The 26,356-nt window shown below is 34.5% G+C and carries 27 protein-coding genes; 5 read left to right on the forward strand and 22 right to left on the reverse strand.

The annotated features are described in order from the left end of the window. Positions 1–7 precede the first annotated feature (7 nt). From nuoK to aspS, 13 genes are all read right to left on the reverse strand, one after another. A complete protein-coding gene (nuoK, locus tag B3C18_RS20400) occupies positions 8–328 on the reverse strand; it encodes an NADH-quinone oxidoreductase subunit NuoK (protein WP_012023318.1) in 321 nt (106 codons plus the stop codon). Next, a complete protein-coding gene (locus B3C18_RS20405; protein ID WP_291151057.1) occupies positions 328–867 on the reverse strand; it encodes an NADH-quinone oxidoreductase subunit J in 540 nt (179 codons plus the stop codon). The genes nuoK and B3C18_RS20405 overlap by 1 nt, the downstream gene beginning before the upstream one ends. Further along, positions 867–1,412 (reverse strand): NuoI/complex I 23 kDa subunit family protein, encoded by a 546-nt coding sequence (locus tag B3C18_RS20410; RefSeq protein WP_291151060.1) that lies wholly within the window; start codon positions 1,410–1,412, stop codon positions 867–869. Before B3C18_RS20410 ends, B3C18_RS20405 begins: the two co-directional genes overlap by 1 nt. Positions 1,413–1,571: 159 nt before the next feature. Next, entirely contained in the window at positions 1,572–2,627 is a 1,056-nt protein-coding gene (gene nuoH, locus B3C18_RS20415) for an NADH-quinone oxidoreductase subunit NuoH (protein WP_291151063.1), read from the reverse strand. 2 nt (positions 2,628–2,629) lie between these two features. Beyond that, on the reverse strand, positions 2,630–3,661 hold the full coding sequence (locus B3C18_RS20420) for a 2Fe-2S iron-sulfur cluster-binding protein (protein ID WP_291151066.1): 1,032 nt from the start codon (positions 3,659–3,661) through the stop codon (positions 2,630–2,632). Positions 3,662–3,832: 171 nt separating this feature from the next. Then, positions 3,833–5,203: an NADH-quinone oxidoreductase subunit NuoF gene (gene nuoF, locus B3C18_RS20425; RefSeq protein WP_291151069.1), complete on the reverse strand. Its 1,371-nt coding sequence runs from the start codon at positions 5,201–5,203 to the stop codon at positions 3,833–3,835. Between the two features lies 1 nt (position 5,204). After that, complete coding sequence (locus tag B3C18_RS20430; protein WP_291151072.1) at positions 5,205–5,735, reverse strand: complex I 24 kDa subunit family protein; 531 nt, start codon at positions 5,733–5,735, stop codon at positions 5,205–5,207. A gap of 143 nt (positions 5,736–5,878) precedes the next feature. Then, positions 5,879–7,117 carry an NADH-quinone oxidoreductase subunit D gene (locus tag B3C18_RS20435; protein ID WP_291151074.1) on the reverse strand — a complete coding sequence of 413 codons (1,239 nt, stop codon included), beginning with the start codon at positions 7,115–7,117 and terminating at the stop codon, positions 5,879–5,881. Positions 7,118–7,142: 25 nt separating this feature from the next. Next, entirely contained in the window at positions 7,143–7,664 is a 522-nt protein-coding gene (locus B3C18_RS20440) for an NADH-quinone oxidoreductase subunit C (RefSeq protein ID WP_291151076.1), read from the reverse strand. Position 7,665: 1 nt separating this feature from the next. After that, the gene (locus B3C18_RS20445) at positions 7,666–8,214 is read right to left on the reverse strand and encodes an NADH-quinone oxidoreductase subunit B (protein WP_053471545.1); all 549 of its coding nucleotides are present in this window, start codon (positions 8,212–8,214) and stop codon (positions 7,666–7,668) included. Between the two features lie 158 nt (positions 8,215–8,372). After that, positions 8,373–8,738 (reverse strand): NADH-quinone oxidoreductase subunit A, encoded by a 366-nt coding sequence (locus tag B3C18_RS20450; protein WP_291151080.1) that lies wholly within the window; start codon positions 8,736–8,738, stop codon positions 8,373–8,375. 243 nt (positions 8,739–8,981) lie between these two features. Then, on the reverse strand, positions 8,982–9,176 hold the full coding sequence (locus B3C18_RS20455) for a cold-shock protein (protein WP_007137066.1): 195 nt from the start codon (positions 9,174–9,176) through the stop codon (positions 8,982–8,984). A gap of 302 nt (positions 9,177–9,478) precedes the next feature. Then, positions 9,479–11,230, reverse strand: a complete 1,752-nt coding sequence (gene aspS / locus B3C18_RS20460; RefSeq protein ID WP_291151083.1) for an aspartate--tRNA ligase — start codon at positions 11,228–11,230, stop codon at positions 9,479–9,481. A gap of 157 nt (positions 11,231–11,387) precedes the next feature. Here aspS and B3C18_RS20465 point away from each other — a divergent pair, with 157 nt between their 5' ends. Beyond that, positions 11,388–12,386 (forward strand): TlpA family protein disulfide reductase, encoded by a 999-nt coding sequence (locus B3C18_RS20465; protein WP_291151086.1) that lies wholly within the window; start codon positions 11,388–11,390, stop codon positions 12,384–12,386. Here the strand turns inward: B3C18_RS20465 and B3C18_RS20470 are convergent. Beyond that, positions 12,375–12,551 carry a hypothetical protein gene (locus B3C18_RS20470; protein ID WP_291151089.1) on the reverse strand — a complete coding sequence of 59 codons (177 nt, stop codon included), beginning with the start codon at positions 12,549–12,551 and terminating at the stop codon, positions 12,375–12,377. The two genes, B3C18_RS20465 and B3C18_RS20470, sit on opposite strands and share 12 nt — an antisense overlap. Before the next feature lie 45 nt (positions 12,552–12,596). On the opposite strand from B3C18_RS20470, the gene B3C18_RS20475 reads away from it, so the two are divergent. Then, entirely contained in the window at positions 12,597–12,947 is a 351-nt protein-coding gene (locus B3C18_RS20475) for a toxin-antitoxin system YwqK family antitoxin (protein ID WP_291151092.1), read from the forward strand. A 48-nt stretch (positions 12,948–12,995) separates the two neighbouring features. On the opposite strand, the gene B3C18_RS20480 is transcribed toward B3C18_RS20475, so the two are convergent. The 6 genes from B3C18_RS20480 to B3C18_RS20505 all read right to left on the reverse strand — a co-directional run bounded on the left by B3C18_RS20480 (position 12,996) and on the right by B3C18_RS20505 (position 20,806). Next, complete coding sequence (locus tag B3C18_RS20480; protein WP_291151095.1) at positions 12,996–14,105, reverse strand: PepSY-associated TM helix domain-containing protein; 1,110 nt, start codon at positions 14,103–14,105, stop codon at positions 12,996–12,998. Between the two features lie 162 nt (positions 14,106–14,267). After that, on the reverse strand, positions 14,268–15,833 hold the full coding sequence (locus tag B3C18_RS20485; protein ID WP_291151099.1) for a PepSY-associated TM helix domain-containing protein: 1,566 nt from the start codon (positions 15,831–15,833) through the stop codon (positions 14,268–14,270). Between the two features lie 5 nt (positions 15,834–15,838). Next, positions 15,839–16,138, reverse strand: coding sequence for a hypothetical protein (locus B3C18_RS20490; protein ID WP_291151102.1), 300 nt, complete (start codon positions 16,136–16,138; stop codon positions 15,839–15,841). A 14-nt stretch (positions 16,139–16,152) separates the two neighbouring features. Next, positions 16,153–16,485 carry a hypothetical protein gene (locus B3C18_RS20495; protein ID WP_291151104.1) on the reverse strand — a complete coding sequence of 111 codons (333 nt, stop codon included), beginning with the start codon at positions 16,483–16,485 and terminating at the stop codon, positions 16,153–16,155. A 221-nt stretch (positions 16,486–16,706) separates the two neighbouring features. After that, positions 16,707–17,951, reverse strand: a complete 1,245-nt coding sequence (odhB, locus tag B3C18_RS20500; RefSeq protein WP_291151107.1) for a 2-oxoglutarate dehydrogenase complex dihydrolipoyllysine-residue succinyltransferase — start codon at positions 17,949–17,951, stop codon at positions 16,707–16,709. A gap of 80 nt (positions 17,952–18,031) precedes the next feature. Next, complete coding sequence (locus B3C18_RS20505; protein WP_291151110.1) at positions 18,032–20,806, reverse strand: 2-oxoglutarate dehydrogenase E1 component; 2,775 nt, start codon at positions 20,804–20,806, stop codon at positions 18,032–18,034. A gap of 116 nt (positions 20,807–20,922) precedes the next feature. Between B3C18_RS20505 and B3C18_RS20510 the strand changes: the two genes are divergently transcribed. Further along, positions 20,923–21,474, forward strand: coding sequence for a hypothetical protein (locus B3C18_RS20510; RefSeq protein ID WP_291151114.1), 552 nt, complete (start codon positions 20,923–20,925; stop codon positions 21,472–21,474). Positions 21,475–21,531: 57 nt separating this feature from the next. Then, entirely contained in the window at positions 21,532–22,038 is a 507-nt protein-coding gene (locus B3C18_RS20515; protein WP_291151116.1) for a hypothetical protein, read from the forward strand. Positions 22,039–22,099: 61 nt separating this feature from the next. Here the strand turns inward: B3C18_RS20515 and B3C18_RS20520 are convergent, their stop codons facing one another. Together B3C18_RS20520 and B3C18_RS20525 are read right to left on the reverse strand one after the other, a co-directional pair. After that, a complete protein-coding gene (locus B3C18_RS20520) occupies positions 22,100–22,453 on the reverse strand; it encodes a hypothetical protein (protein WP_053471534.1) in 354 nt (117 codons plus the stop codon). Between the two features lie 41 nt (positions 22,454–22,494). Beyond that, a complete protein-coding gene (locus B3C18_RS20525; protein WP_291151119.1) occupies positions 22,495–23,520 on the reverse strand; it encodes a LacI family DNA-binding transcriptional regulator in 1,026 nt (341 codons plus the stop codon). Between the two features lie 166 nt (positions 23,521–23,686). On the opposite strand from B3C18_RS20525, the gene B3C18_RS20530 reads away from it, so the two are divergent. After that, positions 23,687–26,326 (forward strand): TonB-dependent receptor, encoded by a 2,640-nt coding sequence (locus B3C18_RS20530; RefSeq protein ID WP_291151122.1) that lies wholly within the window; start codon positions 23,687–23,689, stop codon positions 26,324–26,326. The last annotated feature ends 30 nt before the right edge of the window (positions 26,327–26,356 follow it).

Consider the following 26,356-nt stretch of genomic DNA (forward strand, 5'->3'; position numbering starts at 1 on the left):
TTCTATTTTATCCTTTTAAATTTTTTAAATTATCGATACTAATTGAACCGATGTTTCTGAAAATAGAAACTAAAATCGCCAATCCTACCGCAACTTCAGCAGCAGCAACCGCCATCGAAAAGAATACAAAAACTTGTCCTTGTGCATCCTGATGGTAAGTTGAAAAAGCCACAAATAAAAGGTTTACTGCATTTAGCATGATCTCGATAGACATGAAAACGATAATTGAATTTCGTCTGTACAATACACCAAAAACACCAATACAAAAAAGTACAACACTTAAAAAGATGTAATTTTCAATACCTATTTGATTTAATATATTACCCATTATTTATTTAATTTTTCTTTTTTAGACAATAATACAGTTCCAATCATCGCAACCAAAAGTAAAATCGAAGCAAATTCAAAAGGCACCATATATTCGTTCAACAATATTTTACCCAATACTTTAATAGATTGGAAATCTTCTCCAGTCGAATCATAATCTCCAACAATTGGTTTAGAATTGATGAAAATTGCAATTAAAACAATAACAATTAAACAGAAAGAAACAACAGCTCCCAAACGTGTAATCCTTGGTCGGTGAACATCTTTTTGTTCATTAAGATTCATCAACATAATCGTAAACAGGAACAAAATCATAATCGCTCCAGAGTAGACTATTATATGTACAACAGCTAAAAATTGAGAGTTCAATAATAAATAATGACCAGCAATAGAGAAAAAACAAATCACTAAATAAATAGCAGAGTGAATTGGGTTTCGGCTAAAAATGGTTAAAAATGCAGTTATTACCGTAATAAACGCTAAAATACAAAATATAACACATACAGGAGTTGCGTTTGCGAAATCAGGAATATGTATCATTAGTTAGCGTTATTAAGTTGTGAATTTTTAATAGCCATTTCTAAAGGCATCACTAATTTGTCTTTTCCAAAGATGAAATCTTCTCTTTCATAACTTGCAGGAACTAAAACCTTAGAAGTTGTCAAATAAATAGCATCTTTTGGACAAGCCTCCTCACATAAACCACAGAAAATACAACGAAGCATATTTATTTCATAAATCGAAGCATATTTTTCTTCTCTGTATAAATGTTTCTCGTCTGGCTTACGCTCCGCAGCTTTCATTGTAATCGCTTCTGCAGGGCATGATAAAGCACATAATCCGCAGGCAGTACAATTTTCACGACCTTGTTCATCACGTTTCAACATGTGCTGACCGCGATAAACCGGGCTCATCTCACGAACTTGCTCCGGATAATGAATCGTAACTTTTTTTCTAAAAAGGTGTTTAAGCGTAATCGCCAAACCTTTTACAATCGCCACAAGATACAATCGTTCAATAAAAGTCATGTCCTTATTTGACACCACTTTTTTTCTACCCGATAATGATATAGTTTCTATTGACATTTTTTAATCTATGATTTATGATTTACAATTTGAGGTCAATCAAATTCAAAATCTATTTTATTTTTATTTGAAGCTTAATCCTGCTATCCGCTGTATCTTTTATGGTGAACCCCACCATAAAAGGATGCCGCTTCTATCAGGGCTAGGGCATTACGGTTCTTAGAATCCTAAAGCTGCTGCGATATCGTGTCTTAAAATAACAGCGCCCGTAATCATAATATTAATAATCGAAAGCGGAATCAAAATTCTCCAGCCTAAGTTCATTAATTGGTCATATCTAAATCTTGGAATTGTCCAGCGTACCCACATGTAAAAGAATATGAAGAAACATATTTTTACAAATAATACAGCAATTCCTAATAAGTTAGCCGTATTTACACCAACATTTTCTACCATCCACTGCATTCCCGGATAGTTGTAACCTCCAAAGAACAATACAGAAATGATAGTTGCAGAAGTAAACATACTAGCGTATTCAGCAAATAAATAGAATCCCATTTTCATAGAAGAATATTCAGTATGGTAACCTCCAATTAATTCAGATTCACATTCAGCCAAATCAAAAGGAGTTCTGTTAGTTTCTGCAAATGAGCAAATTAAGAAAATTAAAAAGGATAAAGGCTGATAAAAAACATTCCAGTTCATTCCTTGCTGCTGTAATGAAATTTCTTTTAAGCTCATTGTTCCGGTCATCATCAATAATGCAATCATCGATAATCCCATAGCAACTTCATAAGAAACCATTTGCGAAGCTGCACGAACAGCCCCCATTAATGAGAATTTATTGTTAGAAGCCCATCCACCAATCATGATGCCGTAAACTCCAACAGAAAGGACTCCAAAAATGTATAATAAAGCAATATTTACATCAGTTGCCTGAAGAATAATATCTCTTCCAAAAAGATGAAGTCTGTCTCCCCACGGAATTACAGCACTTGTCATCAAAGCTGTACTCATGGCAATTGCCGGACCTACAACGAATAAAAATCTATTTGGTGTGTTTGGGAAAAATTCTTCTTTCGAGAATAATTTCATACCATCGGCAAGCGGTTGTAATAAACCTCCCCAACCTGCACGGTTTGGCCCAACACGATCCTGAAGAAAAGCGGCAACTTTACGTTCTGCCCAGGTAGAATACATTGCCATAATCATTGTTACCGCAAAAACGACAACAATTACAACACTTTTTTCTATAATAAATGCACCATCAACCATTGTTAAGAAATTTTGTTGTTAGTGTTTAATGGAATTTCAGCCATACTAATTTTTTTACGGTCGATATCGCGGCCTAATAGAATATTCTTTTCGGTATCAATTTCTACTTTCTCTAATTTCTGAGTGTAGTTATTTTGGTTGATAACAGAATCTTTTTCAAATTCTCTTGGTCCTTCAATAACCCAGTCATTTACATCTTTGTGATCAAAACGACAACTGTTGCAAATGAATTCTTCTACTTCATGGTACTCATCTTTACGACCAGTCACACGTTGAATTTCTCCACCAAACATCCAAACTGTAGTTTTACCGCAGCATCCAGGAGTAGTACATTCTCTGTGTGCGTTATAAGGTTTATTAAACCAAACTCTTGATTTAAAACGGAAAGTTTTGTCAGTTAAAGCTCCAACCGGACAAACGTCAATCATGTTTCCAGAAAACTCATTGTCGATTGCTTTAGAAATTCCGGTAGAAATATTAGCGTGGTCACCACGATCTAATACTCCGTGAACTCTGTTGTCTGTCAATTGATCTGCAACTTGTACACATCTTTGGCATAAAATACAACGGTTCATATGCAGTTGAATATTTGGACCAATATCTTCTGGTTCAAATGTTCTTTTTTCTTCAATAAAACGTGATTTAGGGTTTCCGTGCTCAAAACTTAAATTTTGAAGATCACATTCACCAGCCTGATCACAAATAGGACAGTCTAACGGGTGGTTGATCAATAAAAATTCTGTTACAGATTTACGCGCTTCGGTAACTCTGGCAGAAGATTTACTGTTTACTTCCATTCCGTCCATACATCCTGTTACACAAGATGCCATCAATTTTGGCATTGGTCTTGGATCGGCTTCACTACCTTTAGAAACTTCAACTAAACAACAACGACATTTACCGCCGCTGCCTTTTAATTTTGAGTAATAGCACATGGCTGGCGGAACCAAATCTCCACCAATCATACGTGCAGCCTGCAGGATTGTTGTTCCTGGCTCTACGTCTATACTTTGACCGTCTATGGTTACTTTCATCTCTTACTTTTGTTTTTTTAGTTTCAGGTTTCACGTTTTAGGTTTTAACCTAAAACTAAAAAAACTTGAAACTTGAAACTATTTTAAACTTTTTTGTTGAAAGTCGGAATATTTTAAAGAATTGCTGTCCTTTTTAATATTATGAACTTTATAACTTTCTGCTTTTTATTTTTATACGATTACTTTACCGCCTACTAAATGCTTTACTTGCGAAAAAGGTTCAGCAACAAAGTGATCTCTATTTTTAATTTTTTCAGGGAAACGAACGTGATATTCAAATTCATCTCTAAAGTGGCGAATCGCAGCTGCTACTGGCCAAGAAGCGGCGTCACCAAGCGGACAAATTGTGTTTCCTTCAATTTTACTCTGAATACTCCACAATAATTCGATATCTTCTTCACGGCCTTGACCGTTTTCAATTCTCCATAAGATTTTTTCTAACCATCCTGTTCCTTCACGGCAAGGAGTACATTGTCCGCAAGATTCGTGGTGATAAAAACGAGCAAAGTTCCAAGTGTTTCTAACAACACAAGCAGTATCGTTGTAAACAATAAATCCTCCAGAACCTAACATCGATCCGGTAGCAAAACCACCATCACTTAAAGATTCGTAAGTCATTAAACGATCTTCACCGTTTGCCGTTTTGAAAATCAATTCAGCTGGTAAAATCGGCACAGATGAACCTCCCGGTACAAATGCTTTTAATGGACGACTTGAAGACATTCCTCCTAAATATTCATCAGAGTTCATGAATTCATCTACACTTAAACCTAATTCAATTTCATAAACCCCTGGATTTTTGATGTGCCCAGAAGCAGAGATTAATTTGGTTCCTGTAGAACGCCCAATTCCGATTTTTGCGTAATCGTCACCAGAATTGTTTACAATCCATGGCACCGTTGCAATAGTTTCAACATTGTTTACCACTGTTGGATTTGCCCAAAGTCCTGAAACTGCAGGGAATGGCGGTTTAATACGAGGATTTCCTCTTTTACCTTCCAAAGACTCAATAAGTGCAGTTTCTTCTCCACAGATATAAGCTCCGGCTCCACAGTGAACGTGTAACTCTAAATCGTAACCTGTACCTAATATATTTTTTCCTAACCATCCGGCAGCTTTTGCTTCGGCGATTGCTCTTTCTAAAATTTTGTAGACCCACATATATTCTCCACGAATGTAGATATACGAAAGGTTGGCGCCTAAAGCGTAACTAGAAGTAATCATTCCTTCAATCAATAAGTGAGGAATAAATTCCATCAAATAACGATCTTTGAACGTTCCCGGCTCCGATTCGTCGGCGTTACAAACTAAATGTCTTGGTTTTCCTGATTTTTTATCGATAAAGCTCCATTTCATTCCGGCAGGGAAACCCGCACCGCCACGACCACGAAGACCTGATTTTTTTACTTCTTCTGTAACTTCATCTGGTGTAAGTGTTTTTAAAGCTTTTTCTACAGAAGCGTATCCACCGTTTTGGCGATACACTTCATAGGTTTTAATTCCAGGAATATTGATTTTATCTAATAATATTTTTTGTGACATCTTATTTATCGTGTAATATTATTTTATCATCTTTACAATCAGCGATTAACTGATCGATTTTTTCTTCTGTCAATTTTTCTTTGTAGAAATCGCCTAACTGCATCATTGGAGCGTATCCGCAGGCACCTAAACATTCTACACCAGCAATGGTAAACATTCCGTCTGGAGTTGTTTCACCCATTTTAATGCCTAATTTTTCAGAAGTATAATCCATTAAATTTTCGGCACCGTTTAAACAACAACAAGATGTCTGGCAAAATTCAAACATGTATTTTCCAATTGGCTTTTGGTTGAACATGGTATAAAAAGTAACCACTTCATAAACCTCAATTGGTTTTATCTGAAGAATTTCGGCAACCTTGTCCTGCAGTTCAGTGCTAAGCCAATTGTTATGCGCGTCCTGCACTTCATGCAAAACAGGCAGTAAAGCCGATTTTTGTTTGCCTTCCGGATAATGACTAATCAATTCATTGATACGTGCGATCAATGCCTCAGTCATATTTATTTCTTGTTTGTAATGTTTACGTTCCATTTTTTATTTTGGATTTTAGATTTTAGATTTTAGATTTTTTCAATCGGGATCTATAATCGGCATTCTTTTTAAATTTTAGATTTCTGATTTTAAATTTTAGATCTTTCCAATCTGCAATCTAAATTCTAAAATCTGCAATCTTTTTAGGCGTCTAATTCTCCTGCAATTACGTTTAAACTTGAAAGGATAACAATTGCATCAGAAAGTAACGCGCCTTTAATCATGTCAGGATATGCTTGATAATAAATAAAGCAAGGTCTTCTGAAATGTAATCTATATGGAGTTCTGCTTCCGTCTGTAACTAAATAAAAACCTAACTCTCCATTTCCTCCTTCAACAGGGTGGTAAATTTCGGCAACCGGAACAGGAACTTCTCCCATTACGATTTTAAAGTGATAGATTAAAGATTCCATCGAATTATATACGTCTTCTTTTGGAGGAAGATAATAATCAGGAACCTGAGCATGGTATTCGTTTCCTTCCGGCATTTTTTCCAAAGCCTGACGAATAATGCTTAAACTTTCCCAAACTTCAGCGTTACGAACACAGAAACGATCATAAGTGTCACCTGATTTTCCAACAGGAACAACAAAATCAAAATCTTCGTAAGATGAGTATGGTTGTGCAACACGTACGTCGTAATCAACTCCGGCAGCACGTAAGTTTGGACCTGTAAATCCGTAAGCCATTGCTTGTTCAGCAGTAATTGCTCCTACGTTTACAGTTCTGTCAAGGAAAATTCTATTTCTTTCGAATAAGTTTACAAATTCTTGCCAAGCGACAGGAAAATCTTGTAAAAACACATCTAGTTTGCGGAAAGCTTCTGGTGACCAATCTCTTTCGAAACCACCAATTCTTCCCATATTTGTTGTTAAACGAGCTCCACAAATTTCTTCGTAAATCTCGTAAACTTTTTCTCTAAATTGAAAAACGTATAAGAAACCAGTATACGCACCAGTATCTACTCCAAGAATCGAGTTACAGATTAAGTGGTCTGTAATACGAGCAAGCTCCATTACAATAACTCTTAAATATTGTGCTCTTTTTGGAACTTCAACACCTAATAGTTTTTCTAATGTCATCCACCATCCCATATTATTAATAGGAGAGGAGCAATAGTTCATACGGTCTGTAAGAGGAGTAATTTGGTAAAACGGACGATTTTCGGCAATTTTTTCGAAAGCTCTGTGGATGTAACCAATAGTTGGTTCAGCTTCCAGAATTCTTTCACCATCCATTAATAGGATATTTTGAAAAATACCGTGAGTCGCAGGGTGGGTAGGACCTAAATTCAATACTGAAAGCTCGCTTCCGTCTTCGTTTAGTTTCTCCTTAATTATTTTAGCATAACGATGCTCTGGTGGTAATAATAGTTCTGACATTTTATAATGTTGAATTATTTATTTTTTAGCAATTTGTTGTTGTTCTTCCAAAGAATCTGTCGTCTTTATCAGTTCTTCCGCTGTCTTCCATTGGGAATTCTTTTCTCATTGGGAAAGACACCATTTCATCCATATTCAAAATACGTTTCAATTGCGGGTGGCCAATAAAATTGATTCCGTAGAAATCGTATGTTTCTCTTTCCATCCAGTTTGAACTTAAGAAGATATTTGAAACAGTTTTGATTTCTGGTTTTTCGCCATTTAGGTAAACTTTAATTCTAAGACGTTTGTTTTCGTACCAGTTGTGCAAATGATATACGACAGCAAACTGACGTTCTGAATCGTTGTCCGGGTAATGTACCCCGCATAAATCTGTTAAAAAGTGAAAACGTAGTTCAGAATCGTTTTTAAGGAATAAAATCAACGCTGTAATTTTATCAGCTGAAGCTTCTAAAGAAAAAATATCTCTTTCTTGCTGAAAGTTAAAAACATCGTTATTAAATGTTTCTGTAAGTTTATCTTGAATCAGGGTATTTTCTAAAGCCATCTTATGAGATATTATATGAAGCTAATAATTCTTGGTATTCTGGTGAACTTCTGCGTCTAACAGATTCGCTTTTTACCAATTCTTGTAATCTCATTACACCGTCAACAATTTGCTCTGGTCTTGGCGGGCATCCAGGAACATAAACGTCAACCGGGATTACTTTATCAATTCCTTGTAAAACTGAGTAAGTATCGAAAATACCTCCTGATGAAGCGCAAGCTCCAACAGCAATTACCCAGCGCGGCTCAGACATTTGTTCGTAAACTTGTCTTAAAATTGGAGCCATTTTTTTTGAAATAGTTCCCATTACTAATAACATATCTGCCTGACGAGGAGAGAAACTCACACGTTCAGAACCAAATCGTGCTAAATCGTAATGTGAAGCCATTGTTGCCATAAACTCAATTCCGCAGCAAGATGTTGCAAAAGGTAAAGGCCAAAGAGAATTCGCGCGTGCCAAACCAACAACGTCATTTAGTTTTGTAGCGAAGAAACCTTCTCCTACAACTCCTTCCGGTGGCGCAACCATATTTACATTTGAATCGCTCATTTTTATTTTAGATTTCTGATTTTAGATTTTAGATTTGTTGAAATCGTAAAAAGTAAAATCAATTTTTTAAATCAGTATTAAATTTCAATTGAGTTTAAATTTTAAATTTTAATTCAAGACATAATCTAAAATCAGAAATCTAAAATCTAAAATCTTTTTTATTCCCACTCTAATGCTTTCTTTTTGATGATGTAGAAAAAACCAACTAAAAGTAAAGCCATAAAAACGACCATTTTGAGCATTCCTTCTATACCAAGATCTTTAAAGTTTACTGCCCACGGATAAAGGAAAATTACCTCTACGTCAAACAATACGAACAAAATCGCTACCAGAAAATATTTTACAGAAAAAGGAATACGGGCATTACCAACAGATTCGATACCGCACTCGAAGTTTTTATCTTTAACTTCAGAGGTTCTTTTTGGGCCTAATTTTCCAGAAATAATGATTGTTCCTACCACAAAACCAACAGCCAGAACGAACTGCATTAAGATAGGAATGTAACTGTATTGATCAGATTGCATAAGCTTAGCTTTTTTACTTAAAGAATAAGCCACAAAGATAACTTTCAACTATGTAAATCACAAACTAAAGGGAGATATAAGTACCCCATGAAAGCGCGTTTATATGTAATTTTTATTGATTATAAATAACACGTGCTTTTTTTAATATTTTTTTAAGAAATGGACAAAAAAAAACGTCCCGATGTACATCGAGACGTTTTTAAAACCATTCAGAGGCAAAAAAAATAAATTGCTATATTTTTCTTAGATTACTGCTACTTTAGCAGCAACTTTCCCTTTTCTTCCTTCTTCTTCTTCATAGCTTACACGGTCACCTTCGCGTAATTCTTCCGCGTTAATTCCTGAAGCGTGAACGAAGATGTCCTTTCCTGTTTCTTCGTCTGTAATGAATCCATAACCTTTAGATTCATTGAAAAATTTTACTGTACCTGTACGCATTGTAATTGTAATAATAATTTATAATAAAGCAAATGTAATATATAAATTCATACAAAAGACATCTACCTGTTAATTTTTTGTAAAAATTATTGATTTCCAGTGTTTTTACGTAGTTTATTGCATCAAATTATATATGAAATACCATAATTTGAGAATCATTAATTGTAAGAATATCAAAAAGATGAACTTGTAGGAATTTAATATTTGAATAAGTGTAAATCGGCCCATTATTTTTTGTGACTTTACTGCATAAAAAAACAGCTGAATTTTCAGCTGTTTTTAAATATTTAAATTTCTATTAATTATATAGAATCAATTTTAATGTGTAATTCTTTCAATTGAGATTCATCAATTGTTGATGGAGCATCAATCATAACATCGCGTCCTGAATTGTTTTTTGGGAAAGCAATAAAATCTCTAATAGTTTCCTGACCGCCTAAAATGGCAACCAATCTATCTAAACCAAAAGCTAAACCACCGTGAGGAGGCGCTCCAAATTGAAATGCATCCATTAAGAAACCAAACTGCGCTTTTGCCTCTTCTTCAGTAAATCCTAAATATTTAAACATTAACTGCTGCGTCGCTTTATCGTGAATACGAATAGAACCACCGCCAATTTCGTTTCCGTTTAAAACCATATCGTAAGCATTGGCACGAACTTTTCCCGGTTCTGTTTCCAATAAAGCCATATCTTCTGGTTTTGGAGATGTAAACGGGTGGTGCATTGCGTGATAACGACCGCTTTCTTCGTCAAGTTCCAATAATGGGAAATCTACAACCCATAACGGTGCAAATTCTTCAGGATTACGCAATCCTAAACGAGTTGCCAATTCCATACGAAGTGCAGAAAGCTGCGCACGTGTTTTGTTTGCAGGTCCAGAAAGTACAAAAATCATATCTCCAGAATTTGCTTCTGTAGCTTTTGCCCAGTTTGCTAAATCATCATTATCGTAGAATTTATCTACAGATGATTTGAAAGTTCCATCTTCATTGCATTTTACATAAACCATTCCAGACGCTCCAACTTGCGGACGTTTTACCCAGTCAATTAATCCGTCAATTTCTTTACGGGTATAATTTCCTGCTCCCGGAACTGCAATCCCCACCACTAATTCAGCTGAATTGAAAACTGGGAATTCTTTATGCTGTGCAAATTCGTTCAACTCACCAAATTTCATCCCGAAACGAATGTCCGGTTTGTCATTTCCGTATGTTTTCATAGCATAGTCGTAAGTAATTCTTGGGAATTTATCTACTTCTATACCTTTAATTTCTTTTAATAAATGTCTTGTCAAACCTTCAAAAACATTCAAAATGTCTTCTTGTTCTACAAAAGCCATTTCGCAGTCAATTTGTGTAAACTCCGGCTGACGGTCTGCACGTAAATCTTCATCACGGAAACATTTCACAATTTGGAAATATTTATCCATTCCACCCACCATCAAAAGTTGTTTGAAAGTCTGCGGAGATTGTGGCAATGCATAAAACTGACCTTCGTTCATACGGCTAGGTACAACGAAATCTCTAGCTCCTTCTGGAGTTGATTTAATTAAATAAGGTGTTTCAACTTCGCAGAAATCTAAATCAGATAGATATTTACGAACTTCCATTGCTACTTTATGACGGAACAATAAGCTGTTTTTTACCGGATTTCTACGAATATCTAAATAACGGTATTTCATTCTGATATCTTCACCACCGTCAGTTTCATCTTCAATTGTGAAAGGAGGCGTTAAAGCAGCATTTAAAATCGTTAATTCAGAAACTAAAATTTCGATTTCACCAGTCGGAATGTTTTTGTTTTTAGCTTCACGCTCAATAACAGTTCCTTTTACCTGAATTACAAATTCACGACCAAGAGTTTTGGCTAATTCAAAAACGGTTTTATCGGTACGACTTTCGTCGAAAATAAGCTGTGTAATTCCATAACGGTCGCGTAAATCGACCCAATTCATAAATCCTTTATCACGTGATTTTTGAACCCAGCCCGCAAGTGTAACTTCGGTATTAATATTTGAAGCGTTTAATTCGCCGCAATTATGACTTCTATACATAATCTCAATTTTAGACTGCAAAAGTAAACACAAAATTCAAATTAATATAACAAAGTGTGCAACTAGATGATTATTAATTTAAAATATTTTGTTAATTCTGAAATTTTGAACTTGTAATTTCTTTAGATTTGATGTACTAAAAACAAACTTTAATACTATGAAGAAACTTCTTATTGCAGGTTTAGTGCTTTTCAGTGCTTTGAATATCAGTGCACAATCTAAAAAGTATGTAACTTTTGAAGCAAATATCGCCAACAGAAATACTGACATTATAAAGATTATTAATGAAGGCAGAGTAATCAAAACCATCTATGTCGATAAGAATGGTATTTTTAAAGATACTCTGGCCGTTGATGGAGGCAGAAGCCGATTATATGATGGTGTAGAATCGACAGAATTGTTTCTAAAAAACGGTTACGATATCAAACTGAAAATGGATGCCAAACAATTTGATGAATCTATTGTTTACACTGGTAAAGGAAGTGCCGAAAACAACATTTTAGCGCAGCGTATTTTAGCCGATGAAAAACTTTATGACAATAGTGTTGCTTCTCTAGACGATGCTGCTTTTAATAAGTTGGTCGATGCAAAAAAAGCCGGCGATGCTGCTCGTTTAAAAGATAAAAATCTAGATCCAGAATTTGTAAAAATTGAAACAGAAAATGGAGCTAACGCAATTGCAGAAATCTCTCAATATCGTAAGGAAGCTCAGGATATTGCAAAAATGAACAACAGACCTTCTCCAGGTTTTGATTATGAAAACCATAAAGGCGGTAAAACCAAACTTTCTGATTTAAAAGGAAAATATGTTTATATTGATCTATGGGCAACTTGGTGCGGACCTTGTAGAGGAGAAATTCCATATTTGCAAAAAGTGGAAGAAAAATATCATGGAAAAAATATTGAGTTCGTAAGTATTTCGATAGACACGCCAAAAGATCATGATAAATGGCAAAAGTTTGTAACCGATAAACAACTAGGAGGTATTCAGTTATTTTCTGATAATGAATGGAAATCAGAGTTTGTAACAAGTTATAATGTAACCGGAATTCCGAGATTCATTTTAATTGATCCAAAAGGTAATGTTGTCGATGCAAATGCATCAAGACCCTCTTCTCCAGACCTTGAAAAGCAGTTAGACTCATTATTGAACTAATTTATGCATTAAATTTATAACGTTATCGTAGTTTTGGTTTTTTGCTAAAACACCAGTAAAACCAATGCCTCGGCGTTGGTTTTTTTGTTTTTGGGAAATTTCCAATGTTAAGTTTTTATTCAGTGTTACCAAATTGTTAAGTAAAAGTTTTTTTAATGTAAACATTTGATTATATTTGGTAATGATTTCTTAACATTAATACCTAAAGATATGAAAAAGAGTGTAATTTTAGCAGCGTTGTTGTTCTCTGGAATATTAGCTGCACAAGAAGCAAATCCTGAATTAGAAGCTGTTGGAAACTCAGTAAAAGCTACTTATTATTATGATAATGGCAGAATACAGCAAGAAGGCTTCTTTAAGGATGGTAAATTAGATGGTGTTTGGGTATCTTATGACGAAAGAGGAAATAAAAAAGCCATTGGAGAATACACAGACGGAGTTAAAACTGGAAAATGGATTTACTTTACTGATAATAACAACTTAAGCGAAGTTGCTTATGTTGACAATAAAGTAGCCTCAGTTAAAAACTTACAGAAAAATGCTTTAGCAAATAGAAACTAATTAAGTTTCGACGATTTATAAAAAGACCGCTTTTAATAGGCGGTTTTTTTATGCCTGTTTTTTAGATTTTTTTCTTCTTCCAAACCAAATTATAAAACCGGTTACTGGTAAAGCAGAAGCCATTAAGCTTACCGTAAAAGCAATAATTTTTCCGGGTAAATCTAAAATTTGTCCGGTATGGATCCCGTAATTCATTTCGACAACCTGCAGGCCTAAACTTTTGGAATGATACGGATCACTTTGAATTAATTTTCCGTCTTGCGGATGAAAATAATAATTGCTTTGATGATCGTATCTTAAGGCATGAGGATATGCTCCGGTGTTGATGATATCGCCTTTTTGCTGCGGATATATAACAAAAAGCATTTCTGCTTTTGGCTGTAATTTCATGGTTTCAATAAACGCACGATCGACAGCTGTTATAGAATTCGAATCGAATTTTGTTGTGTCGATTACAGGCGCTTTTGTTTCGGCAACTTTATCTCCGCCAAAGTTGAATGTTTTGTAAATTCCATCGCCAACCCATTCGTAGGTAAATGTTAATCCGGTTATGGCAAGAATAAGCGCAATTAGTGCGATATAAAATCCGGAAGTATTGTGCCAGTCATAATTTACACGACGCCATCTTGCGGACCATTTTATAGTGAAACTTCTTTTAATGTCACTTTTTCGTTTTGGACACCATTGTATAATTCCCGAAATCAATAAAAGAATAAAAATTAGGGTTGAAACGCCAATAATATGTTTTCCAATATAATCTGGCAAAAGCAAATACAAATGAATATATTCGACAATAATGAAAAAATCGGTTTCTGGATTTTCAGTTTTTAAATATTCTCCTGTATAAGGATTAAAATAGAGATATAAATTTTCGGTATCAGAATATGTGAAAACAATTGCCGAACGATTTCTTCCATAATAAGAAACCATCGACTGTTTATTCTTCGGAAGAATTTCTTTTGCTTTTTCCTGTAAAACGGAAGGCATTAAAAATGGTTTGTTTTGAGGTTCAACCAAACGCCATTCTTTTCGGGTAATGTCTTTTATTTCGTCATGAAAACAGAATATACAACCCGTAATACAGACTATAAAAACAATAAGCCCGGAAATTAATCCGAGCCATTTATGTAGAAAACGTATTTGCGTTTTGAATCCCATTTTTTGATTAAAAGCGTAAAAGTAGACGCAAAATCAATAGAGGGCAAATAATTTATGCTAATTTTAAGCGATTGTTCAAAAAGTAAAAAAAGTCAGCCACGAATTTCACGAATTTCCACAAATTTAATTCGTGCAAATTCGTGAAATTCGTGGCGGAAAAATTTAAGCTTTTGTTTCTGCAACAACTTCTTTTTTAGGCTTTAAGTGATATGCCGTATAAAGTGATATTGAAGCTAAAGCAATCCAGAAAACATCAATAAAGAAAATCTGAATTTTGTGTTCCATAAACGAAGTCCAAAACCAATCTCCGGAAACAATTCCATTTGTTATTGGGATTAAAAATCCTAAAATACTTCCTGAAATTAAACAGAATTTATTCGTAAAATCATCATTCTTTTTAATAATAAAAAATACGGTTAATATAAGCCATCCGCCAAAATATAAACTGAATAAACTAGACTGACTTAACGGATAAAATATTTTTGAACCAATAAATGCCAAAGCGGTAATGGGGTACATACTCAAACAAATGGCCAGATAAATGCGAACAACAGCAGCGTTGAAACGTCTTTTCTTTTCGGGTAAATTATTCTTTTGTCTCGCTACTAACCAAATCATAACGCCAGAAATAATGACAAAACAGGTTATAATTCCCAAAATGAAACTGACGATTTTTAGTGCATATCCGCCGTAATCACCAAAATGAATTCTATATAAAACATTCTTTACAATATCAATATAACCATTTTGAGTAACAGGATTTTTGCGGGCAACTTCTTTTCCGTCAGCAATGCGGTACACTACTTTTCCAATTCCCGTAAATTTTTTATCGCTCAATAATTCACCCTCAACTAAAATGTGCATGTTGGCATCGCCATAATTTTGAATAAAAACTCGGGTAATTTCAAAATCAGACCAATTGCTTTTTGCTTTAGAAACAAGCTGATTGATGTTAAAAGGAGTTGCTAATTTTTTATTGTCAAATTTAAAATCAGGATCGTTGTATTCTAATTCTTTATATAATTTGTTCTCGTCGCCTTTATATAAAGCCATTACAGCGGGCGCGACGATTAAAAGTTTAATCATGAAAAATGCTCCGGTTACTGCATAAACAAATTGAAACGGAAGTCCGATCATTCCTAATGCGGTGTGCGCATCTGTCCACAATGTTTTTAATTTTTCCTTTGGACGGAAAACATAAAAATTAGAAACAATCTTTTTCCAATGCAGTAAAAGCCCAGTTATAATAGCAAATAAGAAAAATAAAGCTGTAAATCCCGAAAGATAATATCCAACCGGGTAAGGAATTTGCGCCAGGAAATGCAGACGATATAAAAACTCACCTAGAGAATAAGATTCTTCGTAAGTGTAGGATTTGAATTTTTTGTTGTCCAGATAAAAGAAAGTTCCTTCTTTTTGTTTGGCTGGAGCCAAAGTATCTTTGGTACCTTCCATATAAACGGCAACTCTGTTTTCTGTAGAAGGTTTAGATATGGTTATATTTCTTCCGTGTAAAACGTATTCTTTATCAAGATTTTTTAAAGCTTTATTGTAATCTAATTCAATTTCTTTTGTAATGGCGGTAGATTCACTTCTTTCCCAGTTGATGATTTCATCTCTAAAAAAAGAAAAAGATCCCGCAAAAAAGATCACAAAAAGTACAACACTAATTACAATTCCGCTAACGGTATGTGTATGAAAATAAATATTATAATGGCGGTTATTCATAAGGATTACGCAACGGGATTATAAGTTTGACCAAGGTAAATAAGAGCAGAAAAAACTAAAGTAAGAAGAAGGTAAATTCCCCAAATTTTTAATCCGCTTTTGGCTAGGAATGCCAAGACCATCAAAACAACCCAAAGTATAAATCCGCTAAAAGCCATTGTCATTAAAACCTCTGGGCGATTGAACCAGGAAGCTAAAGCTAAATGGAAAGTGACAGAAACAAAGTAACCGCCTAAAATTGCTGCGGTAATTTTGGCAAAACGAGGACAAAAGGCAGGAGTTAAATATTTTGAATTTGCTGGCATTGGTCAAAAAAAGTTTAATTGTAATAAAGTTCTAATAAAGCAACAAGAATCAGGATTGTTAAAAGTGCTTTACTGTTTACTTTTTTTAATGGTCTAAGAATGATAATTAAACTCCCAATTGCCATTAGCTGAATAAAAAACATTAAAGTTCCGCTTCCTAAAGACTGTGTAAAAAGCCAGATGGCATAAGCAGTTACAAGAAGTGCTAAACCAGTGATTTTGGTTTGTTTTGGATTTTTCTGCATCCATTTTTCAAAACCAAAATCATACGATAAAGAGGCTCTTTTTGAAGTGTAGTAAAGTGTATAAAAAGCTAAAAAAACGATAAGGCTTGCTATTGTTATCATGATTTTACAGATTGAATTAAATTATCGTCCAGTTAATAAGAGGATAATTTTAAAATTGTTTTTGATTCTGCAAATCTAAGTCATGAATGCCAACAATGCAAGTTATTTTTATTTATTCTAAATTAAATTTTAATAATAAAGTGATTTAATTCGGTACTATAAATAAAAAAACCTGTTCAAATTAATGAACAGGTTCTGTATATAATTGAAAATTATTTTGATTACAATTCTAAAGCACGTTTAGCATCGCCATTCATTAATAATTCTAATGGGTTTTCTAAAGCTTCTTTCACAGCAACTAAGAAACCAACAGACTCACGTCCGTCGATAATTCTGTGATCGTAAGAAAGTGCAACGTACATCATTGGGTGAATTTCAACTTTTCCGTTTACAGCAATTGGACGCTCAATAATGTTGTGCATTCCTAAAATTCCTGATTGAGGAGGGTTGATGATTGGAGTACTTAACATACTTCCAAAAACTCCACCGTTAGTGATTGTGAAAGTTCCACCTGTCATATCATCAACAGTAATTTGACCATCACGAGCTCTTAAAGCTAATCTTTTGATTTCAGCTTCAATTCCACGGAAAGTTAATAATTCTGCATTACGAACAACAGGAACCATTAATCCTTTTGGTCCAGAAACTGCGATTGAGATATCAGCAAAATCGTAAGCGATTTTGTAATCACCATCCATCATAGAGTTCACATCTGGATACAATTGTAAAGCTCTTGTAACTGCTTTTGTAAAGAATGACATGAAACCTAAACCTAAACCACCATGTTTAGCTTTGAAAGCATCTTTGTATTCATTACGAATTTGGTTAATTGGCGTCATGTTTACTTCATTGAAAGTAGTAAGCATAGCTGTTTCATTTTTAGCCGAAACTAGTCTTTCTGCTACTTTACGACGTAACATAGATAATTTTGTACGCTCAGTTCCACGGCTTCCACCAGTTGGAGTTCCCATTGATGGTACTGCATTTACAGCATCATCTTTAGTGATTCTTCCACCTTTACCAGTTCCTGAAACTGTAGCTGGAGCAATATTTTTTTCGTCTAATATTTTTCTTGCTGCAGGAGATGGAGTTCCAGCTGCATAACTTGTAGCTGCCGGAGCTGCTTTTGGAGCCTCAGCTTTTACTTCTGCCTTTGGAGCTTCAGCTTTCGGTGCTTCCGCTTTAGGAGCCTCAGCCGCTGGAGCTGCTGCGTCACCTGCCGGTTTTGCTGCATCAGTATCAATTAAACAAACTACAGCGCCTACAGCTACTGTATCACCTTCTTCAGCTTTAAGTGTAATAACACCGCTCATTTCAGCAGGTAATTCAAGAGTAGCTTTATCTGAATCAACTTCAGCAATAGCCTGATCTTTTTCTACATAATCTCCGTCTTTTACTAACCAAGTTGCAATTTCAACTTCTTTTATTGATTCCCCTGGTGATGGGACTTTCATTTCTAAAATCATCTTTGTTTTTGTTTAAGGTTTTTATGGTTTAAAGTTTCATGTTGTTAAACCTGAAACTTTAAACTTGAAACATTTTCTTTTTATCTGAATAAATTTTTATCGAATACCATTCTAATTGCATCTGCGTGACGACGTTTTGCACGTGTGTAACTTCCAGATGCAGGAGCTGCGTATGCTTTTAATGAAGCTAATCTCCATTTTACAAGATCAAAGTTCATTAACATAAAGCTGTAAGCTCCCATGTTTTTAGGTTCTTCCTGAGCCCAAACATAATCATCAGCGTTTGGATATTGTGCGATAATTGCTTTTAACTGCTCAACAGGTAAAGGGAATAATTGTTCGATACGAACAACTGCAACGTCATTTCTTCCGTTATTTTCTCTTTCTGCAACGATGTCATAGTAGAATTTACCAGTAACAAAAACTAATGTTTTTACTTTCTTTTTATCTACTGTATTGTCATCAATTGTTTCCTGGAAACTTCCGTTTGCTAACTCATCAACTGTTGATACGCATCTTGGATCACGTAATAAACTTTTTGGAGAGAAAACCACTAGAGGTTTACGGAAATTAGTTTTCATCTGTCTTCTTAACAAGTGGAAGAAGTTGGCTGGCGTTGTACAATCAGCAACATACATATTTTGTCTTGCACAAAGTTGTAAATAACGCTCCATTCTTGCAGAAGAGTGTTCTGCACCTTGTCCTTCATATCCGTGAGGTAATAATAAAACAATACCGTTTTGGTTGTTCCATTTATCTTCTCCACATGAAATATATTGGTCAATCATAATTTGAGCTCCATTTGAGAAATCTCCAAATTGTGCTTCCCAAATTGTCAATGCATTTGGATTTGCTAATGCATATCCATAATCAAAACCAAGAACTCCGTATTCAGATAAAAGTGAATTGAATACGCCGAATTTTCCTTTTTTGTTTTCGATTCCGTCTAATAGAATTACTTCTTCTTCAGAATCTTCTACTTTAACTACCGCGTGACGGTGAGAGAATGTACCACGCTCTACGTCCTGACCAGAAATACGAACGTCAAATCCTTCTGTTAAAAGCGAACCGTAAGCCAGAGCTTCTGCAGTTCCCCAATCAAGAGTGTTATTGTCGTATCCTGTTTTTCTATCTGTAACAATTTTAGTTATTTTACTGATGAATTTTTTATCAGCTGGTAAAGTTGAGATTGTATTGATGATAGAATCCAATCCTTTTTTATCAAAAGTAGTATCTACTTTTTGAAGCATTTGCGTATCAGTTACCTGAACAAATCCGTCCCATTCGTTTTTCATGAATGGAGTTATGATTGTTAAATCTTTTTTACGGGAAGCTTCTAAATTTTCCTCTAAAGCAGATTTGTATTCTTTTTCTAAAGCATTTACATAAGATGCATCGATTACGCCGTCAGACAATAATTTTTCAGCATAAATATCTCTTGGATTTTTATGTTTTGCGATGATTTTATATAAAACCGGCTGTGTGAAACGAGGTTCGTCACCTTCGTTATGACCGTATTTTCTGTATCCTAATAAGTCGATAAATACGTCACGTCCAAACTGCATTCTGTAATCTAATGCAAAAGATACTGCGTGTACAACAGCTTCAGCATCATCAGCATTAACGTGTAAAACTGGTGAAAGTGTTACTTTAGCAACGTCAGTACAATAAGTAGAAGAACGAGCATCTAAATAGTTAGTTGTAAAACCAACCTGATTGTTAATTACGATATGAATTGTTCCTCCAGTTTTGTAGCCGTCAAGCTGCGCCATCTGAATGATTTCATACAAAATACCCTGACCTGCAATTGCAGCATCTCCGTGTACCGCGATTGGCAATACTTTAGAGAAATCTTCTGGGAAATATTTATCTTGTTTTGCTCTTGTAATACCTTCAATTACAGCTCCAACAGTTTCTAAGTGAGAAGGGTTTGGTGCTAAATTGATGTTAATGCTTTTTCCAGATCTTGTTTTTTTGTCGGCAGTAAGACCTAAGTGGTATTTTACGTCACCATCAAAATATTCCTGATCGTAATCTTTACCGTCAAACTCACCAAAAATATCCTGAGTAGATTTATTAAAGATGTTTGCCAAAACGTTCAAACGACCACGGTGAGCCATTCCCATTACGAATTGTTCAACACCTTTTTCGGCAGCTTGCTCGATCAAAGCATCTAAAGCTGGAATAATAGATTCTCCACCTTCTAGTGAAAAACGTTTTTGTCCAACATATTTAGTGTGAAGGAAGTTCTCGAAAGAAACAGCTTCGTTTAATTTATTTAAGATTGTTTTCTTTTCTTCTGTAGAGAAATTAGGTTGGTTTACATTAACCGCCAGTTTTTCCTGAATCCATTTTACAACGCCAGGATTTCTGATGTACATATATTCAATACCAATATGCTGGCAGTAAATAGCTTTAAGACGATTTACGATAGCCTCTAATGAAGAAGGTGGAATTCCGATTGTTTGTGCAGCATCAAAAACAGTTGAAAGGTCAGCTGCTGATAATCCGAAATTCTCAATATCTAAAGTAGGAGAAGAAGTTCTACGATCACGAACAGGGTTTGTTTTTGTAAACAAGTGTCCGCGCGTACGGTATCCATCAATTAATTTTAAAACATTAAATTCTTTTTGCAGTTTGTCTGAAACCTGACTGTAATCTGTGTTTGGGCTAGTCACATACTCAACAATCGTCTGCACTGGATTTTCGTCATTATAAGTCGTTTGTCCAAAGTCAAAACCTTGAAAGAAACTTCTCCAGCTAGGCTCAACGCTGTCTGGGTTAACTAAATATTGATCGTATAATTGTGCAAAGAACTCGGTATGCGCTGCATTTAAAAATGAAAACCTATCCATAATATTAGTGAATATACTTTTTGTTAAATAGAAAGGCAAAAGTACAACAATCGACTTTATTTAAACCTTTTTTTTACGTACTTTTACGTAAAAATTTGTTAAAATAAACGTTAACTATGACGAAAAAACATTTTTCAATCGATTGCAGATCTTTTTTTGTGATTTTGACAGTCTTATTCTCATGTTACGCAAATGCGCAGCAAACGTATGTTATTGATAACAAAAACCATTTCTGGGATAAAGTGCAGTTTGGAGGCGGACTTGGTTTAGGAATTGGTTCCGGTTATACCGATATTTCTGTAATGCCAAGTGCCATTTACAATGTTAACGAAATTGTTTCCTTTGGTCTTGGTTTACAATTTGGTTACTTATCTTCAAAAAACTATTATGAATCGTATGTTTATGGCGGAAGTTTAATTACGCTTGTAAACCCAATTCCGGAAGTTCAATTATCTGCCGAATTAGAGCAAGTAAGAGTGGATACAAGATATGAAGCCACCATCAACAGACCTGCTTTTTCTGATAGTTATTGGAATACCGCTTTATATCTTGGAGCTGGTTACAGAACCGGAAATGTGACAATCGGTGCACGATACGACGTGTTATATGATCCAGATAAAAGTCTTTACGGATCTGGATTTATGCCTTTTGTGAGAGTGTATTTTTAGAAGTTGCTAAGGTTCTAAGATGCTAAGATTCTAAGTTTTTTTTTAAGTAAAATAAATATGTTTATTCCAATCATAATGATTTCAAGTTTACTATTTCTGCTAATTTTTGGCACGAAATCTTTAAACAAAACTCGAGAACAGCAATATGAATTTTTAATTGAAAACATTAGAGGTGAAGTAGATTTCTATTGTGAGCAGGTTAGAACTTTTAATTTTACAATAGGATTAAGAAATACTAATTTCTTATTTAATCACTGTGATTTATATGTAACAAAAAATGCAATTATAATATTGGGATTTAAGAAAGATAGCTTTTTTAAGCAACTTTCTTTTCCGATAATTTTAACTCGTGATATTGATTATTTTCTAAATAAATTTCCTTTTGCTTATGTTAAAAAGCCAGACAGAATTAATTTTAACAATGATATGGTAAAAATTAATTTTGGTGAAAAAGGAATTACCAAAACGGATGTAGTTCTTAAATTAAAATCGTTAGATGAGAATGAAAGAAATAAAATTAAAGAGTTGGCAATAAACAACAACTGGAATATAAATTCTATTTAAAAAAAAGCTTTCGTGATCAAAAAAAATCTCAGAACCTTAGTATCTCAGCAGCTTAGAACCTCTATTTATAGTGATTACGAAACCACACTTTCTGCCATTCTCTTTTTAAAATTAGAAAGGCAACTTGTTCAGCTAAAATTACCAAATCAGAACCATCGAGTTTTTTGATTTCGATTTCAGAAACATCGATAATATAAAGCAGATTCAGATATTCAGCAAATTTGTACTGAATCATTCGGTAGATTTTTTCGTGAAGCTGAATTTTTAATTCTTCGGGAGAAATACTAAGCGGAAAATCAATTCCTTCATTCGCCAAATTAAAATCTTTATTAATCTGCTCAATCAGACTTAAATATAAATTTTCTCTTTCGGCATCAGCCAATAAAAAATCGGTATTTTCAGGAATTGGAAACATTGATGCTCTTTAAGAATTGAGGCAAAGTTAAAACTAAAAAATCATTTAACCGTTGATTCTCTTTCAATGATTCTAGTTGGAAGTTCTATAATTTGATGCGTTACCGGTTTGTGTTCTTTTATGTCGGCAATTTCATCAATTAAAATCGAAACCGCAGTATGTCCCATTTCAAATCCAGGCTGATCAATTGTGGTTAATTTAGGCGAAATTACCGTACTCATAAACCAATTACTAAAGCCAAAAACCGCTACCTGATCTGGCGTTTTTATTCCTGCTTCATTAAAATATTTTATGATTCCGATAGCGACCAAATCTGTAATCGCAAAAATAGCGTCGATATCCGGATGTTCGTTCATGATTTTTTGGGCATTTTCGTAACCATCTTCAAAATCAGTATTATTGTCGCAAACGTAAACCAATTTCGAATCGTATTCAATTCCGTGAGCTTCGAGCGCGCGTTTATAACCTAAAAAACGATCAATAGAATTTTGAGGGACATAAGAACCTCTAAAATGAGCGATTTTTTTATAGCCTTTATTTATAAGATACGTAACGGCATCATAAGCTGCTTTGGCATCATTAATAACCACTTTAGAACATTCTACTCTTTTGGCAATTTTATCAAATAAAACAACCGGTGTATTTTTTCGGATGGCTTCATTAATATGAGAGAAATCATCTGTTTCGTTTGAAAGTGACATTAAAACGCCGTCAACCCGCTTTTGAATTAATAAAGCAAGTTGTTTTTTCTCCATTTCATATTTTTCGTTTGATTGCAGAATGATAACCAAATAACCTCTTTTTTCAGCCTCTTCTAAAATGCCGTTTAAAACGCTCGAAAAAAAGTGATGAACCGTTGCGGGAATAATGACACCAATGGTTTTGGTTTCGTTGGTTCTTAAATTAACCGCTACAGAATTAGGCATATAGTTCATCGTTTCGGCCATTTCGATAACTTTGGCGCGCGTCGATTTGCTAATGTCTGTATATCCTTTTAATGCCTTTGAAACCGTTGTGACTGATATTCCTAAGGCCGAGGCTATATCTATTAATTTTGTATCATTCATGAAATAAATGTACTAAAAAATAAACTTCATTGATAAAAAATATATTTCCGAAAACGTTTTAGGTGATTTCGAAAACGTTTTCGATTTAGAATTGCTAAATTGTGTTTAATTAGTGTTTTAAGTTTACAGTATAAATGAAAAATTTACTAACTAAACCAAAAAAATCATGAAACAGAAACACTCTTATTTAGGTATATTATTTTTGATAATATGCTTAATTACTGTTCCAAATAATTTATTTGCTCAGGCAAAAAATACGGTGTCTGGAAAAGTATTAGACGAAACCGGACAATCTATTCCGGGAGCAAATGTATCTTTAAAAGACACGGGAAAAAATACGATAACAGATGAAAATGGACGTTATGTTTTTACTGATGTTATTGCCGGAAATTATGTTGTAGAAGCAACAAATGTGGGTTACAAAACATACAGTAAAGAAATTTCGGTAAAAGAAGGAGAATCTGTAGTGGCAGATTTACTTTTAGAAACGGAATCTCAAAGTTTAAAAGAAGTAGTAGTAACAGGTTCATCTGCCCCAAGATCGAAACTAGAATCAAGCGTTGCCATTACCACAATGGGAGCCAAAGCAATCGAAGACAGAGCGCCATCAAGTACGGCGGCTTTATTGCAGACAATTCCGGGATTTGTGGTTGAAGCATCTGGAGGAGAAATTGGAAATAACCTTTTTGCAAGAGGTATTCCTTCTGCGGGAGCTTATGAATATGTGCAGATTCAGGAAGATGGCTTACCGGTTTTTGAAGATGGTGCGTTACAATTTGCAAACGCCGATACTTTTTACAGATTGGACGAAACAGTAAGCAAAATGGAAGCTGTTCGTGGAGGTTCTGCCTCAATTTTTGCCAACAATGCACCTGGGGGAATCATCAACTTTATTTCTAAAACAGGTCAAAATGATTTTCAGGGAAGAGCAAAATTCACGACTTCAGATTACGGAATGTTCAGAACAGATCTTAATTTATCTGGTGCTTTGATTCAGGATAAATTGTTTTTTAATGTCGGCGGATTTTACAGAGCTGATAATGGAGTAAGAAATACTGGCTTTACAGCTAATAAAGGAGGACAAATCAAAGGAAATATTACTTATAAATTTGATGACAACGATTATTTAAGAGTTAACTTCAAACATCTTGACGACAGAAACACATTTTATTTACCAATTCCTTTAAAAAGCAATAACGGAAAAATTGAAGGTATCGACGGATTTAATCCAAATTACGGAACGTTGACTTCAGTAAATTTCAGTCATTTAAATGTACCTCAATATGGAGGCGGAACTTTTAGCGCAGATTTAGAAGATGGTTCCCACCCTGTAATCAACTCAATTGGAGCTGAATTCAAAAAGAAAATTTCAGATAAGGTTACTTTTAAAAATGCATTCAAACAAACGAGCATCGATTTAAATTACAATGCTATTTTCCCTAATGGCGGACCTTGGACACAAGATGCTTATGCAACAAGCGTTCAAAATACAACGGCTAGTAATTTGACATATAGCTATGTAGATAACGGAGCTACTCTTGATCCAAATGCTTTAATCATGAGAGCTGACCTTTGGCATATTGAAAAGAAAATGAACAACTTTGCGAATAATTTCTCTTTTTCTTTTGATTTAGATCCTGTGAAATTAACGGCTGGTTACTACTATTCTAATTGGAAATCAAATCAATACTGGAACTGGAATTCGTATTTAGTAGGCGTTTCAGACAATCCAAGATTATTAAACGTAAAAGATAATACAACCGGAGTTGATCATACCTGGAATGGTGTTGAAAGAATTACTTGGTTAGAAAGAGATGCGCAGACAAAAGGACTTTTGAATGATATTTATGCTGACGCAGAAATTAAAGCTACAGATAATTTGACCTTCAATGCAGGTTTAAGATACAACAAAGACAAATATTCCGGATACAGAGACAATGCTAGATTTTTCTCTGAAGACTTAGGAATTTTAGACAACAATACGGCCGATGATGCAGTAACAACTGTAAAAGGAAATCCGTACACCTATTGGAGATATGATGTTAGCGAATGGTCGTATACTGCCGCTGGAAACTACAAATTCAACGACAATATGGCTTCATACGTTCGTTACAGCCACGGATTTAGATCTCCAATTGAAGAATCATTTTATGATAATGCAGCAGATTTAAGTAAATTAGAAAATACAGAAGTAAATCAGTTTGAATTGGGTTATAAATATTCAAGTTCTTTCTTCTCTGTAAATGCGAATTTATTTCACATGAATTTGAAAAACGTTGCTTTTACGGATATTTTATCTGATGGATCTTCAGAAAATAAATTTGCCGACGTAAACAACATTGGTCTTGAAGTAGAAACCAATGCAAGATATGAATTCGTAAAACTGAACTTTACATTCACAGTTCAAAAACCAGAGTACGATAACTTTACAGGAACAAATGCCGACGGTTCGACTTTTGATTTTAACGGAAATACAGCAAGAAGAATTCCTAAATTTTTCTGTAACTTAAGACCAGAAGTTGATATTACAAAAGATTTTACGGCTTACGTTCAGTTTTCGTATTACGATAAAAAATTCACGAATCAGGATAACAAACAAGTTTTACCGGCTTATAAAGAAGTTGGAGCAGGTTTAAATTACACGTACAAGAATCTTCGTTTTGCAGTCGATGCTTCGAATTTATTCAACGAAATTGGTTTAACAGAAGGAGATCCAAGACAAACAACATCTGCAGCAAGCGATGTGTTCATGGCAAGACCTATTTTAGGACGCGCCTTCAGATTTTCTGTAGCCGTTAATTTCTAAATCTAATATACGCAAAGTTACTGTAGAGGC

The organism is Flavobacterium sp. UBA7680, from assembly GCF_002482975.1.
In the GTDB taxonomy this organism is placed as follows: Bacteria; Bacteroidota; Bacteroidia; order Flavobacteriales; family Flavobacteriaceae; genus Flavobacterium.